12 protein-coding genes are annotated in these 13,791 nt (G+C 67.9%); 6 read left to right on the forward strand and 6 right to left on the reverse strand.

Translation table 11 applies throughout. The annotated features are described in order from the left end of the window. Positions 1-9: 9 nt before the first annotated feature. A complete protein-coding gene (locus HD600_RS09845) occupies positions 10-1,959 on the reverse strand; it encodes an Hsp70 family protein (RefSeq protein ID WP_184283352.1) in 1,950 nt (649 codons plus the stop codon). Positions 1,960-2,146: 187 nt separating this feature from the next. On the opposite strand from HD600_RS09845, the gene rarD reads away from it, so the two are divergent. Both rarD and HD600_RS09855 read left to right on the forward strand, forming a co-directional pair. Continuing rightward, entirely contained in the window at positions 2,147-3,076 is a 930-nt protein-coding gene (rarD, locus tag HD600_RS09850) for an EamA family transporter RarD (RefSeq protein WP_184283354.1), read from the forward strand. Positions 3,077-3,237: 161 nt separating this feature from the next. After that, positions 3,238-4,500 carry an ABC transporter substrate-binding protein gene (locus tag HD600_RS09855; RefSeq protein WP_144795897.1) on the forward strand — a complete coding sequence of 421 codons (1,263 nt, stop codon included), beginning with the start codon at positions 3,238-3,240 and terminating at the stop codon, positions 4,498-4,500. A gap of 60 nt (positions 4,501-4,560) precedes the next feature. Here the strand turns inward: HD600_RS09855 and HD600_RS09860 are convergent, their stop codons facing one another. The 5 genes from HD600_RS09860 to HD600_RS09880 are packed head-to-tail and all read right to left on the reverse strand — an operon-like array spanning position 4,561 to position 9,614. Further along, positions 4,561-5,547, reverse strand: a complete 987-nt coding sequence (locus HD600_RS09860; protein WP_184283356.1) for an NAD-dependent epimerase/dehydratase family protein — start codon at positions 5,545-5,547, stop codon at positions 4,561-4,563. 36 nt (positions 5,548-5,583) lie between these two features. Further along, a complete protein-coding gene (locus tag HD600_RS09865; RefSeq protein ID WP_184283358.1) occupies positions 5,584-6,354 on the reverse strand; it encodes an ABC transporter ATP-binding protein in 771 nt (256 codons plus the stop codon). Further along, positions 6,351-7,325, reverse strand: coding sequence for an ABC transporter ATP-binding protein (locus HD600_RS09870; protein WP_422120172.1), 975 nt, complete (start codon positions 7,323-7,325; stop codon positions 6,351-6,353). The genes HD600_RS09865 and HD600_RS09870 overlap by 4 nt, the downstream gene beginning before the upstream one ends. Positions 7,326-7,329: 4 nt before the next feature. Continuing rightward, the gene (locus HD600_RS09875) at positions 7,330-8,307 is read right to left on the reverse strand and encodes a branched-chain amino acid ABC transporter permease (RefSeq protein WP_144795894.1); all 978 of its coding nucleotides are present in this window, start codon (positions 8,305-8,307) and stop codon (positions 7,330-7,332) included. 2 nt (positions 8,308-8,309) lie between these two features. Continuing rightward, complete coding sequence (locus tag HD600_RS09880; protein ID WP_144796062.1) at positions 8,310-9,614, reverse strand: ABC transporter permease subunit; 1,305 nt, start codon at positions 9,612-9,614, stop codon at positions 8,310-8,312. Positions 9,615-9,866: 252 nt separating this feature from the next. Here HD600_RS09880 and guaB point away from each other — a divergent pair, with 252 nt between their 5' ends. The 4 genes from guaB to HD600_RS09900 all read left to right on the forward strand — a co-directional run bounded on the left by guaB (position 9,867) and on the right by HD600_RS09900 (position 13,759). Further along, complete coding sequence (gene guaB / locus HD600_RS09885) at positions 9,867-11,369, forward strand: IMP dehydrogenase (protein WP_184283361.1); 1,503 nt, start codon at positions 9,867-9,869, stop codon at positions 11,367-11,369. 78 nt (positions 11,370-11,447) lie between these two features. Further along, positions 11,448-11,762 carry a DUF2277 domain-containing protein gene (locus HD600_RS09890; RefSeq protein WP_184283364.1) on the forward strand — a complete coding sequence of 105 codons (315 nt, stop codon included), beginning with the start codon at positions 11,448-11,450 and terminating at the stop codon, positions 11,760-11,762. A 64-nt stretch (positions 11,763-11,826) separates the two neighbouring features. Continuing rightward, complete coding sequence (locus tag HD600_RS09895) at positions 11,827-12,945, forward strand: GuaB3 family IMP dehydrogenase-related protein (protein ID WP_184284813.1); 1,119 nt, start codon at positions 11,827-11,829, stop codon at positions 12,943-12,945. Positions 12,946-13,000: 55 nt separating this feature from the next. Beyond that, complete coding sequence (locus HD600_RS09900) at positions 13,001-13,759, forward strand: SURF1 family protein (protein WP_184284814.1); 759 nt, start codon at positions 13,001-13,003, stop codon at positions 13,757-13,759. Positions 13,760-13,791 lie beyond the last annotated feature (32 nt).

Here is a 13,791-nt window from a genome sequence, read left to right on the forward strand (position 1 = left end):
CCTGGCGGGTCAGACGGCTTCCGGCGCGGGGCCGGGCGTCGCTTCCGGGGTCGGTGGCGTCTCGACGTACGGGGCCGGGTCCTCCGCCGGCTGCTCCGGCGCCGGATCGACGGGCGTCGGATCCACCGGCGTCGGATCGGCCGGCGGCGGGTCGACCGGCGTCGGTTCGGGGTCGGCCGGTGTCTCCGGCTGCGACGGCCCTGGATCGGTCGTCACCGGTGGCGTGTCCGGGGTGGATCCGCCCGGCGTCCCCTCCTGTGTCCCTGGATCGGCGGGCGGGTTGCCGGAGGCGGGCGGATTCGTCGTCCCGGACGATCCGCCGTCGTTCGGCGAGCCGGGGGTGGGCTTGGACCCGGACGACGGCGCGCCCGGGGAGGACTTGAGGCCGGAGCTCTTCGACGGCTTCGACGACGTCGACGACGTCGACGACGAGTCCGCCTGCGGCCGGTTGGACTTGCGCGCCGGCGCGGCGGTCGAGCGCGTTTCCGACTTCGCGGTGGTGCGGTCGGTTCGGCTCTGCGGCTGCTGCTCGGAGACGGGGACGGCCTGCGGGGGCCCATCGGCGGGCCCCGACTGCGCCGACGGGCCGCTGGTGCTGCTCGCCATCGGCAGGTGGAGCAGAGCGGCCGCGGCCTCCTGCACATAATCGGGCCAGCGGGTGCCGGCGGCGGTGGTGCTGCTGAAGACGATGGTGATCGCGATGAACGCGGCGGCCCCTGCCAGCAGCACAGGGGAGGTCGACCGCGACTTGCCGGCGAGGACCGGGCGCAGGAACGCGAGGACACGGCCTCGCTCCGGCTCGGCCTGCGGCCGAGGAGCGGGGGCCTTCTCGGTGGCTGCGATCGTCGCCAGGGCAGTGCTGGGGGCAGCGGAGGCGTCCTCGCGCATCTGCTCCCCGACGATCCGCGCCGCACCGAGCGCCACGGTGGACTGCGGGTCCGCCTCGGCGACGATCGGCAGATCGAAGCGCTGCGACAGACGCTGCGCCACGAGCGGGATGCGAGACGATCCGCCGGTGAGCATGATCGCCTCGACGTGGTCGACGCCGCCGGTCGCCGATTCGATCGCGAGGTCGAGTGCCTCGACGGTGCGCTCCAGGTCGGCGTCGATCATGGCCTCGAACTCCGAGCGCGTGATGCGCACACTCGCCTCGCCCGTCGGCATCGTGAGGTGGACGGTGGCATCGCCGGCCGAGGAGAGCAGCTCCTTCGCGGCGACGACGTCGTGACGGGCGCGCGCGAGTGCTTTGCGTGTGGCGTCGTCGACGACCATCGGCCCGGTGCCGAGCACATGCCGCAGCAGCGCATCATCGAAGTTCGCGCCGCCGAGCTGGTCGATGCGCACGAGTTCGCCGACGGGCTGGTACCGGCCGCTGGAACGGCGGCGTCGCAGCACGCGCGCGTCGAATCGCGTGCCCCCGAGGTCGTACATGGCGACCAGCCGCCCCGCGTCGACCGGGTGCGATGCTTCGAGCTGCGCGGCCGCCGCCGCGGGTTCGCTCACGAGGATCGCCTCACCGATGCCCGCTCGGCTCAGCGCGGCGCCCAGCCGTTCGATGCGGTGGCCGCCCCACGACGCCGGGTGTGTGACGGCGACGCGGTCGGGTCGATCACCCATCGCCGTGGTGACCTCGTCCGCGATCCAGGCGCACATCCGAGCGACGAGGTCGTCAGGGGAGACGGCACGAGCCCCGACGACGACGGGGGTGTCGGTTCCGACGTCATGCGCGAACTCGCGAGTCAGACGGTGAGGTTCGAGGATTCCGCGCTGCTCGGCGTCCACGCCGAAGAGGAGTCCGCCCTGCTCGTCGACGAACGCAGCCGAAGGAGCGCTGTGCCCACTAGCGCCTAGCGAGAACAGTGTCGGATCGTCGTATGCCTCGCGCGCGATGTGGACGACGGCCGCTGTGACACGGCTGCTGCCGACATCGATGGCGAGAGCGAAAGGAACGTCTCTCACGTCATCATGAGATCCAGGACTGGGGGCGCAGTCGGAGGACCGGGTAGAGCTTCACTGCTTAGGTGTGCTCACTATAGGCCTCTTTCGAGGGGAACGCCAGAGAGATAATCGATTCGACGGAGAAATCTTGCGACCGCGCTCGGACCGCTCACTCCGGAGCATGTTCGAAGGGCTCTAAGGTGTATCGGTGAGCATCGTTTCCACCCCGCGAACCCGCGCGACCGGAGTCGCCTACGCCGGCGGCGCCTATCTGCTCTGGGGCGTTCTGCCGCTGTACTTCCTGCTCCTCGTGCCGGCCGGCCCGTGGGAGATCGTGGCCGCCCGGGTGCTGTTCTCCTTCGCGTTCTGCATCGCGCTCCTCACGGTGACCCGTGGATGGCGGCGCATCATCGCGATCATGCGTCAGCCGCGTCTGCTCGGTTGGACGGCTCTTGCCGGAGCGCTCATCTACGTCAACTGGCAGGTGTTCGTCATCGGTACGCTCACCGGCCACGTCGTGGAGACGTCGCTCGGCTACTTCATCAACCCGATCGCCACCGTCCTGCTCGGCGTCTTCGTGCTGCACGAGCGCATCCGCCGGCTCCAGTGGGTGGCGATCGCCATCGCGATGGTCGCCGTGGTCGTCATCATCGTCGCCTACGGCGCGTTCCCCTGGATCGCGCTGTCGCTGACCGCCTCGTTCGGCATCTACGGGCTCGTCAAGAAGAAGATCGGCCCCTCCGTCGACGCACTCAGCGGACTCACCCTCGAGTCCCTGTGGCTGCTCCCCGTCGCCATCGTCCAGCTCGTCATCGTCGGGCAGACCACCGGCATCACGCTGGGTACGGTCAGCCCGTGGCACACCCTTCTGATGGTCTTCGCCGGTGTGGTCACCGCGGTTCCGCTGCTGATGTTCGCAGCAGGCACCCGGCGCATCGACCTCACCGTGATCGGCATGATCCAGTTCATGACGCCGATCATGCAGTTCCTCACCGGTGTGCTCATCCTGCACGAGCCGATGCCCACCGAGCGATGGATCGGATTCGCCATCGTGTGGATCGCCGTGGCCGTGTTCATCGTCGACCTCGTCATCGCCGCACGCCGCGGTCGCCGCATCCGGCCCGCTCCGATCACCTGAGCACCTTGCGGAGCGAGCGCGTAGCAGACGTTATCGATCCGAGATGTTCCTGTTTCACACCGTTAACGCATCGCAACATTCCGGGGTACCTTTCGCGTATAGCTTGGTGTCACGGACGGCGCCCGAGTCGTTCGGGAATCATGAAATAGCAAGGGAGCACCATGAGCGTCTTCACAAGCAAGCGCGCGCGAAAGGTCCTCGGCGGCATCGCCGTGGTCAGCGCGAGCGCGATGATCCTGGCGGGTTGCAGCGGCGGAACGACCGACGAGGGGTCCGAGCCGTCGGCACCCACTGACCGTGAGGACCTCACGCTCAGCATCGGAACCGTCCTGCCGCAGACCGGTCAGCTCGCCTACCTCGGCCCGCCCGAGGAGGCCGGTGTCGGTCTCGCCGTCGCCGAGATCAACGCCGCCGACATGGGCATCACCGTCGAGGTCGAGTACGGCGACTCGGGCGACCCCGACAACAAGGCCTTCGAGACCACGGTCCCGCGTCTGATCGACTCCGGGGTGTCCGCCCTCATCGGTGCGGCATCCTCCGGCGTGACGAAGCTGTTCCTCGACGAGGCGGTCAGCGCCGGTGTCATCACCTTCTCGCCGGCGAACACGTCGCCGGACTTCACCGACTGGCCCGATGAGAACCTCTACTGGCGCACCGCTCCGAGCGACCTGCTCCAGGGTGAGGTCCTCGCCAGCGAGATCGGTCTCGACGGCTACGCCAACCTCGGCATCATCTACCTCAACGACGCGTACGGCTCCGGCCTCGAGGCCTCGCTGACGGAGAACTTCGAAGCGGGTGGCGGCACGGTCGTCGCATCCGAGGCGTACAACGCCAACGACACCTCGTTCGACGCCCAGGTCTCGACGATCCTCGCGCAGAACCCCGACGCCATCGCGGTGATCGGCTTCGAGGAGACCTCGACGATCGTCCCGGCCTTCATCTCCAACGGCTTCGACGGCAGCAAGTTCTACTTCGTCGACGGCAACACGCAGCAGTGGGGCGAGAACATGCCGGTCTCGATCGAGGGCAGCAAGGGCACCCAGCCGGGTCCCGTGCTCGCCGACGACTTCCAGCAGCGTCTGATCGACCAGTGGCAGGAGCAGTCGGGCGAAGAGCTCGAGGACTTCAACTACGCCGCTGAGTCCTACGACGCGGTCGTCCTGCTCGCTCTTGCCTCCCTGGTGGCGAACTCCACGGAGGGCGCCGACATCGCCGGCGCGCTGCAGGAGGTCTCCGGTGGCTCCGGCGACGGCGAGAAGTGCGACTCGTTCGAGGCGTGCGCCCAGATCATCCTCGACGGCGGCACGGCCGACTACGACGGCTACTCCGGCGCCATCACGTTCGACGACAACGGCGACCCGACCGAGGCCACCATCGGTGTCTTCCAGTACGGCGCGGACAACACCCACGAGCGCATCAACTGATACGCCTGAGAAGAACGCCGGGTGCCGATGGCATCCGGCGTTCTTCGCGTGTGCGCGGAGCTAGGCGACCGAGCGGGCGTGCGCGACCAAGCGGTCGAACTGCGCGTCGAGCTGCTGGTCCACGACCTGCGCCTCGGCGTGGGCGTCGTAGTAGGCGAGGATCCGCCTGGCACCCTCGTCGAAGGTGATCGTGGTGGCGAACTCCGGCACGAGCGCCTGGACCTTCGCGTTGTCGAACAGCATGGAGTGCGCCTTGTCGCCCACCAGCCCAGGGCCCAGGTCGGGGGCGACGAGGGCGATCGTCTCTGAGGCGACGTGGACGAGATCCGCCTCCGCGCCTGCGGCCTGGGCGAGCCACTCGTAGATCTGGTTCCAGGTCGGGGCATGCGAGCCCGTGATCGTGAAGTCCTCACCGATCGCTCCGGGGTGCCCGATGAGGCCGGTGAAGGCCACCGCGAAGTCGTCGGAATGGGTGATGGTCCACAGGCTCGTGCCATCGCCGTGCACGACGACAGGCCGGCCCGTACGCATGCGCACGATGTCGGTCCACCCGCCGAGCGTGGGGAACAGCTGCTCGTCGTAGGTGTGCGACGGGCGGATGATCGTCAGCGGCAGGCCCCGCTCGTCCGCGGCGGCCGTCAGCATGTCCTCGCACGCGATCTTGTCGCGCGAGTACTTCCAGAACGGGTTCTCCAGCGGTGTCCGCTCGGTGACCGGCACCCGGGCAGGCGGCTTCTGGTACGCGGACGCCGAGCTGATGAACACGTACTGTCCCGTGCGCTCGCCGAACACGTCGAGGCCGGTGGAGACGTGGGCGGGGGTGAAGGAGAGGAAGTCGGCGACCGCGTCGAACTCCCGCCCGCCCAGCGCCTCCTGGAGGGCTGCCGCGTCGCGCACGTCCGCCGACACGGCGGTGACCCCGTCCGGCAGGTCGCGCCGCGCGTTCCCCCGGTTGACGACCGTGACGTCGTGTCCGCGCTCGACCGAGCGGCGGACGCATGCCGCGCTGATCGTGCCTGTTCCGCCCAGATAAAGGATGCTCGTCATGCGCACGAGCCTATGGCCCGTGCGCATGACTGCGGGTCATTCCTCCCCGAGCGTGCCCAGATACAGTCCGATCACCTTCGGATCGTTCAGCAGCTCGCGTCCCGTGCCGGTGTACGCGTCGTGGCCCTGGTCGAGGACGTACCCGCGATCGCAGATCTGCAGGCAACGCCGCGCGTTCTGCTCGACCATGATCGTCGTGACGCCGGCCTTGTTGATGTCGGAGACTCGGATGAAGGCGTCGTCCTGGCGCACGGGGGAGAGCCCGGCGGACGGCTCGTCCAACAGCAGGACGGACGGATCCATCATCAGCGCCCGTGACATCGCGACCATCTGCCGCTCGCCGCCGGAGAGCGACCCGGCGCGCTGCTTCAGACGAGCGCTCAGCTCGGAGAAGATGCCGGTGACGAACTCCAACCGCTCCCGGTACGCCTTCGGCCGCTGGATGATCCCCATCTGCAGGTTCTCCTCGATGGTCAGCGAGGGGAACACGTTGTTGGTCTGCGGGACGAAGCCGACACCGCGCTGGACGAGTTCGTTCGCCTTCAGACCGACGATGCTCTCGCCGTTGACGAGGATGTCGCCCCCTCGGACCTTCACCTGGCCGAAGATCGCCTTGAGCAGCGTCGACTTGCCGGCACCGTTGGGGCCGATGATGCCGATGAGCTCGCCCTTGGCGGCCGTGAGGTTGGTGTCGGTGAGGATGTTCACCCCTGGCAGATATCCCGCGGTGAGGCCCTTGACCTCGACGACGATCTCGCCCGAGCTCGGGACGTGCGCCTCGGATGATGCGGTGGCCGGCGTGCTCATGAGTTCTCCTCTTCGGCCGCCTGCACGGCGGCTTCGTGCTCCTCGCGGATCTCCGCCAGCATCTCGGACGCGGACTCGTCGAGCTCGCCCGAGTACCGACCGGTGACGACTCCGAGATCGACATCCTGGTGGCTGCCGAGGTAGGCGTCGATCACGGCCTGGTCCTGCATGACCGACTCCGGCGGCCCCTCTGCCACGACACGACCCTCGGCCATCACCACCACCCAGTCGGCGATATGCCGGACCATGTTCATGTCGTGCTCGACGAACAGCACCGTCATCCCGAGCTCCTTGAGGTCGAGGATGTGGTCCAGGAGCGACTGCGTCAGCGCCGGGTTGACGCCGGCCATCGGCTCGTCGAGCATCACGAGGTTGGGATCGCGCATGAGCGCCCTGGCCATCTCGAGGAGCTTGCGCTGCCCGCCGGACAGGCTCGCCGCGTAGTCCTGCGCCTTGTTGTCGAGCTTGAACCGGGCGAGCAGGTCCATCGCCTTGGCCTCGAGCTCCGTGTCCTGCGTGCGCCAGATGGCGGGGATGAGGCTTCGGAAGAAGCTCTCGCCCTTCTGGTCCGGCGCACCGAGCTTCATGTTCTCGAGGACCGTGAGCAGCGACAGGGCCTTGGTGAGTTGGAACGTGCGCACCTGGCCCATGCGGGCGACCTTGAACGAGGGGATTCCGGAGAGCTGATGCCCGTCGAAGCTCCACTTGCCGGTGTTCGGCTTGTCGAACCCGCACAGGAGGTTGAACAGGGTCGTCTTTCCGGCACCGTTCGGGCCGATCAGCGCCGTGATCGCGTTGCGCGGGATCTCCAGATGGTCGACGTCGACCGCGGTCAGTCCGCCGAAGCGGCGTGTCACGTGGTCGGCGACGAGGATCGGATCGTTCTTCTCGCACCCGGGGACGGCCTCGCCCTTGTGCAGCCCGACGGTCTTGATCCGTCCGGTGCGCGGAGCCGCGGGGTCCGCGGGGATGTTGTTATTTGACAAAGGTCAGCTCCCTCTTGTTTCCGAGGAGTCCCTGCGGCCGGAAGATGACCAGCAGCATGAGGGCGATTCCGACGATGACGAACCGGAGGGTGGCCGCCTGGATCGACGACATGGGCAGGATGCCCTCCGAGGCGAGGCTCGGGAGCACGCCCTCGAGGAACGCCATGATGACCCAGAAGATCAGCGCGCCCAGCGCGGGACCGAACACGGTCGCCGCACCACCGAGCAGCAGGATCGTCCAGATGAAGAACGTCAGCGACGTCGTGTAACTGGCCGGCACCACCGCGGAGGGGAGGGCGAAGACCGCGCCTCCGAGTCCGCCCATGACACCACCGATGACGAGCGCCTGCATCTTGTACGAGAAGACGTTCTTGCCGAGCGACCGGACGGCGTCCTCATCCTCGCGGATGCCCTTGAGCACGCGGCCCCACGGGCTGCGCATGAGTGCCCACACCAGATAGATGCACACCGCGAGCACGAGCAGGCCGAACACTCGCACCCACAGCTGGTTGGCGTTGTAGGTCCAGGGTCCGAAGCCGTACGTGCCCTCGGGGAAGGGGTTCGCCGCCCGGAATCCCGCGTGGTAGCCGCCGAGGCCGTCGGCCGCGTTGGTGAACTCCTCGAACGCCGTAGACGTGAACAGCAGGCGGACGATCTCGGCCGCCGCGATGGTCGCGATGGCAAGGTAGTCGGCCCGCAGCCGCAGGGTCGGGATGCCGAGGATGAGGGCGAAGAGCGTCGACATGACCATGCCGACGAGGATTCCGACCCACCACGGGAGTCCGAACGAGAGGATCGAGATCGCGTAGCTGTACGCGCCGATCGCCATGAACCCCGCCATACCGAAGTTGAGCAGTCCGGCGTAGCCGAAGTGCACCGCGAGACCCGTCGCCGCGATCGCGTAGGCGATCGTCGTCGGGCTCAGCATCCATGCTGCCGTGTTACTGAAAATCGCTCCCCAGTCCATGGTCAACCGATCCTCTCTTTTCGACCGAGGATGCCCTGTGGTCGGAACAGCAGCACCAGAATGAGGACGGCCAGCGCCCCGACGTACTTCAGGTCGGAGGGCAGCCAGAGTGTCGAGAGCTCGACGAGCACCCCGACGACGATCGCGCCGATGAGCGCACCGAACGCGGTGCCGAGGCCGCCGAGCGTGACGGCGGCGAAGATCAGCAGCAGGATGTGCACGCCCATGTCCCAGCGGACGCCGGGGCGGAAGTACGCCCACAGGATGCCGCCGAGTGCGGCCAGCGCTGCCGCGAGGATCCACACGATGCGGATGACCCGGTCGACGTTGATGCCGGATGCCGCCGCGAGCGTGGGATTGTCGGAGATCGCTCGCGTCGCCTTACCGGTCCGAGTGCGCAGCAGCCAGAAGGCGACGGCGACGAGGACGACGATGCTGAGCCCCATCGACATCATGTCGATCACGCTGAGGCGGATGGGGCCCCAGATCTGGATCTTCGGTGCACCGGCGTTCGGCAGCTGCACCGTGCCGCCGCCGAAGAAGAACAGGAACACGTAGCGCAGCGCGAACGAGAAGCCGATGCTGACGATCATGAGCGGGATGATGCCCATCCCACGTTTTCGCAGCGGTTTCCACAGGCCCACGTCCATGAGGAGTCCGAAGATCCCACCGCAGACGACCACGAGGGGGATCGTCAGCCACATCGGCAGTGCCAGGCTCACCCCGAACACGACCGCCATCACCGCGCCGAAGGTGACCATCTCGGCGTGCGCGAAGTTCGTCAGGTTCATCGTGCCGAAGATCAGCGAGACGCCGATCGCGGCGAGGGCGAGCAGCAGCCCGAAGTTCAGGCCGTTGATGAGGCGCTCGACGAACTGGTCGAGGAAGGTCGTCGTCTCGCGCACCCCCTCGCCGAGGAAGAGGTTGATGATGACGCGGTTGCCGAGTCCGAACTCCACCTCCTGCGAGGCGGAGTCGCCTTCGACGATCACGCCGTCGGGGAGGGTCGACTCGTCGACCGTCAGAGTGTAGGTGTCGCGTTCGGGGACGTACAGCGTCCACCGGCCGGTCTCGTCCGTCTCGGTCTCGGCCTCGAAGCCGTTGCCCTCGATCGAGACGGTCACGTCGGGGACCGGGTCGTCCTCGAAACGGATGACGCCGGCGAAGAAGAAGTCGGTGACCTCCTGCTCGTCGGCGCCCTCATCGCTGTCTGCGCTCGTGCTCGTGCTGCTGTCATCGCTCTCGGCATGTGCGGCCGGAGCAGCGATGAACAGCATCGCCGCTGCGAGCAGAGCACTCAACAGCATGACTATCAGCGGCACCGCCCGACGCTTGTGGCCAGTCGTCAGTTCCACGAAACCTCCCTCGTCGTCACAGGGGCGCCGAGGCTCGGGTCGCATCGGCATTGGTGAACGACGGTATGAGCGTAATGTGTCGCTTTTGTTTCGTGCCAGTGTCAGGCGTGTCGTTATCAAACGGTGCCGTGACGAATCGGGAATTTTCCGAGGTGCGGCGCACTTAGAATTGGTACACCGCAGGCGCCCGCAGGAGGAGATTTCATGGAACAGCACGACCCCTTCGGTTTCGTCGGACTCACCTACGACGACGTCCTTCTTCTTCCGGGGCACACGGATGTGATCCCCAGCGAGGCCGACACGTCATCGCGGATCACGCGTCGCATCTCGGTCGCCACGCCGCTGCTGTCGAGCGCCATGGACACCGTCACCGAGTCGCGCATGGCCATCGCCATGGCCCGAGAGGGCGGCATCGGCATCCTGCACCGCAATCTCTCCATCGCCGACCAGGCCGCTCACGTCGACCGCGTCAAGCGCAGCGAGTCCGGCATGATCACCGACCCGATCACGACGTCGCCGGACGCGACGGTCGAAGAGGTCGACAAGCTGTGCGCCAAGTACCGCATCTCCGGTCTCCCCGTCGTCGACGGCGAGGGCCGCCTCGTCGGCATCATCACCAACCGTGACATGCGCTTCGTGTCGAACTTCGAGCGCCCGACGACGTTCGTCAAGGACGTCATGACCTCCACCGGCCTCGTGACCGCACCGGTCGGCGTCGCCGCGGGCGAGGTCATCTCGCTGTTCGCCAAGCACCGCGTCGAGAAGCTGCCGCTGATCGACGACAACGGCAAGCTCGCCGGCCTCATCACCATCAAGGACTTCGACAAGAGCGAGAAGTACCCGCTCGCCACCAAGGACGACCAGGGTCGTCTGCGCGTCGGTGCGGCCATCGGCTTCTTCGGCGACGCGTGGGAGCGCGCGGAGGCGCTGCGTGACGCCGGGGTGGACGTCCTCGTCGTCGACACGGCCAACGGCCAGTCCCAGGGCGTCATCGACCTCGTGAAGCGGCTGAAGGCCGACGAGTCGTTCGCGCACATCGACGTCATCGGCGGCAACGTCGCCACGCGCGAGGGGGCACAGGCCCTCATCGACGCGGGCGTCGACGCGGTCAAGGTCGGCGTCGGCCCCGGCTCCATCTGCACCACCCGCGTCGTCGCCGGTGTCGGCGTGCCGCAGGTCACCGCGGTCTACGAGGCCTCCCTCGCCGCGCGCCCCGCCGGCGTCCCCGTGATCGCGGACGGCGGTCTGCAGTACTCCGGCGACATCGCCAAGGCGCTCGTCGCCGGTGCGGATGCCGTCATGCTCGGCTCCCTGCTCGCCGGCACCGACGAGTCGCCGGGCGAGATCGTCTTCCAGTCGGGCAAGCAGTTCAAGCAGTACCGCGGCATGGGCTCGCTCGGTGCGATGCAGACCCGTGGCAAGCAGACGTCGTACTCGAAGGACCGCTACTTCCAAGCCGACGTCCCCAGCGACGACAAGCTCATCCCCGAGGGCATCGAGGGTCAGGTGCCGTACCGCGGCCCGGTGTCGGCCGTGGCGTACCAGCTGGTCGGCGGCCTGCGGCAGTCGATGTTCTACGTCGGCGCCCGCACGATCGAGGAGCTCAAGACGCGCGGCAAGTTCGTGCGCATCACCTCCGCCGGTCTCAAGGAATCGCACCCGCACGACGTGCAGATCGTCGTCGAGGCGCCCAACTACAAGAAGTAAGTCTTCTCTCGGGAAGGGGGCGGATGCTGCGGCATCCGCCCCCTTCCTTCTGCCGTCGGCGCGGCGTAGCGTGCTGGGATGTGCCGCAACATCCACACCCTGCACAACTTCGAACCGGCCGCGACGTCCGATGAGGTGCATGCCGCCGCCCTCCAGTACGTGCGCAAGATCGCCGGGACGACGAAGCCGTCCAAGGCCAACCGGGAGGCGTTCGATCGCGCCGTCGCGGAGATCGCACACGCCACACAGCATCTGCTGAACGACCTCGTCGCGTCGACCCCGCCGAAGAACCGCGAGGAGGAGGCGGCGAAGAATCGCGCCCGCTCAGCCGACCGGTACGAGGCGCTCCGCGCGTTCCAGGAGCAGAAACGCGCCGCCCGGGCCGCGTCCTGAGATCGCCGGTCCGCACTGGCGGGAGCGGTGGCGGGAGTGCGCCGGGTAGGCTGAAGGGGTGAGCATGGACATCGAACTCGGCCGAGCCAAGCGTGCGCGTCGCGCATACACGTTCGACGACATCGCCGTGGTGCCGTCGCGACGGACCCGCAACCCCGAAGACGTCTCGACCGCATGGACGATCGACGCGTTCTCCTTCGACACCCCCGTCATCGGTGCGCCGATGGACTCCGTCGTGAGTCCGCAGACGGCGATCATGCTCGGCAGGCTCGGTGGCCTCGGCGTCCTCGACCTCGAAGGTCTGTGGACGCGGTACGAGGATCCGGAGGCTCTGCTCGCGGAGATCGCCGCGCTGCCGGCCGAGAAGGCCACCGTGCGGATGCAGGAGCTGTACTCCGAGCCGATCAAACCGGAGCTCATCGCCTCGCGCCTGGCGGAGATCCGCGAGGGCGGCGTCACCGTCGCCGGCTCCCTCACCCCGCAGCGCACCCAGGAGCTCTACGACACCGTCGCGGCTGCCGGTGTCGACCTGTTCGTCATCCGCGGCACCACGGTGTCCGCCGAGCACGTCTCCAGCGTCGCCGAGCCGCTGAACCTCAAGAAGTTCATCTACGACCTCGACGTGCCCGTCATCGTCGGCGGCGCAGCGACGTACACCACCGCCCTGCACCTCATGCGTACCGGCGCAGCGGGTGTCCTCGTCGGGTTCGGCGGGGGAGCGGCATCGACGACGCGCGCCACCCTCGGCGTCCACGCGCCGATGGCGACCGCCGTCTCCGATGTCGCCGCCGCGCGCCGCGACTACCTCGACGAGTCCGGCGGGCGCTACGTGCACGTCATCGCCGACGGCGGGGTCGGCACGTCGGGCGACATCGTCAAGGCGATCGCCATGGGTGCGGATGCCGTGATGCTCGGCGTCGCCCTCGCGCGGGCGACGGACGCCCCAGGTCGCGGCTTCCACTGGGGGCCCGAAGCGCACCACCCGCATCTTCCCCGCGGGCGCCGCGTCGAGACGCCGGGAATCGCGACGCTCGAGCAGATCCTCTACGGGCCGGCTCCCGTGGCCGACGGCACCGCGAACCTCATCGGGGCGCTGCGCAAGTCGATGGCCACCACCGGATACTCCGACCTGAAGGAGTTCCAGCGCGTCGAGGTCGTGCTCGCGCCTTACCAGCAGTCATGACGGCGGTCCTGTACCCGTGACGCCCCAGGAGTTCCCTCCGACCCTGCGCGAGGTCATGCTGCGCGGGCGTTGGATCGCCGTGCTGTGCGCGTGCCTCGTCGTGGCCGGTGTCTTCGCCTTCCTCGGCCAGTGGCAGTTGGAGCGCGCGATCGACACCGATCCACCACCCGCCGGCATCACCGAGGAGGTCCGCCCGCTCGCCGATGTCCTCGAGCCGGGCGAGTACCTGCCGGAGCCCCTCGTCGGACAACGAGTCGAGGTCGCAGGGGAGTGGATCCCCGGAGACTTCCTCATCGTCTCGTCCCGCTTCAACGACGACGCGGAAGGCTTCTGGGTGACCGGTCAGCTGCGCGTCGCCGAGCAGACGTCGATCGCCGTGGCGCTCGGTTGGGCACCGGATCGGGACAGTGCGGATGCCGCTGCTGACGCCCTGGAGCGCGACGCCGCCGGTGCAGAGGCGACGATCACCGGGCGCATCATCTCGGACGAGGGCACGTCCCTGCCTCGGAGGGACGACCCGTTCGGGATGGACCGGATGTCGCCCGCGATGCTTCTGGGCCAGTGGCACGACACCGAGCAGCTGTCCGTCTACCGTCCGTACCTCGCTTCGGTGGAAGCACCGACCGGGCTGGTGGACATCGTCTCCCCGGCGCCGGACGAGCTGGGGACGGTCAACTGGTTGAACATCTTCTACGCCATCGAGTGGGCGGTGTTCGCCGGGTTCGCGTTCTACATCTGGTATCGCCTCGCCAAGGACAGATGGCAGCTCGAGGTCGAGGAGTTCGAGGAGCGGTCGGGAACACCCGCACCCTGATCGACGAAGGTCGTCGTCGCGATTCGTCTTTC

Origin of the sequence: Microbacterium ginsengiterrae (assembly GCF_014205075.1) — a bacterium.
GTDB classification, from domain to species: Bacteria; Actinomycetota; Actinomycetes; order Actinomycetales; family Microbacteriaceae; genus Microbacterium; species Microbacterium ginsengiterrae.

Excerpts from the sequence above, each read along its gene's own strand:
- HD600_RS09855 (WP_144795897.1), top strand. The coding sequence starts at position 3,238 with ATGAGCGTCTTCACAAGCAAGCGCGCGCGAAAGGTCCTCGGCGGCATC.
- HD600_RS09860 (WP_184283356.1), bottom strand. The coding sequence starts at position 5,547 with ATGACGAGCATCCTTTATCTGGGCGGAACAGGCACGATCAGCGCGGCA.
- HD600_RS09865 (WP_184283358.1), bottom strand. The coding sequence starts at position 6,354 with ATGAGCACGCCGGCCACCGCATCATCCGAGGCGCACGTCCCGAGCTCG.
- HD600_RS09875 (WP_144795894.1), bottom strand. The coding sequence starts at position 8,307 with ATGGACTGGGGAGCGATTTTCAGTAACACGGCAGCATGGATGCTGAGC.
- HD600_RS09880 (WP_144796062.1), bottom strand. The coding sequence starts at position 9,614 with ATGCTGTTGAGTGCTCTGCTCGCAGCGGCGATGCTGTTCATCGCTGCT.
- guaB (WP_184283361.1), top strand. The coding sequence starts at position 9,867 with ATGGAACAGCACGACCCCTTCGGTTTCGTCGGACTCACCTACGACGAC.
- HD600_RS09890 (WP_184283364.1), top strand. The coding sequence starts at position 11,448 with ATGTGCCGCAACATCCACACCCTGCACAACTTCGAACCGGCCGCGACG.
- HD600_RS09895 (WP_184284813.1), top strand. The coding sequence starts at position 11,827 with ATGGACATCGAACTCGGCCGAGCCAAGCGTGCGCGTCGCGCATACACG.
- HD600_RS09900 (WP_184284814.1), top strand. The coding sequence starts at position 13,001 with ATGCTGCGCGGGCGTTGGATCGCCGTGCTGTGCGCGTGCCTCGTCGTG.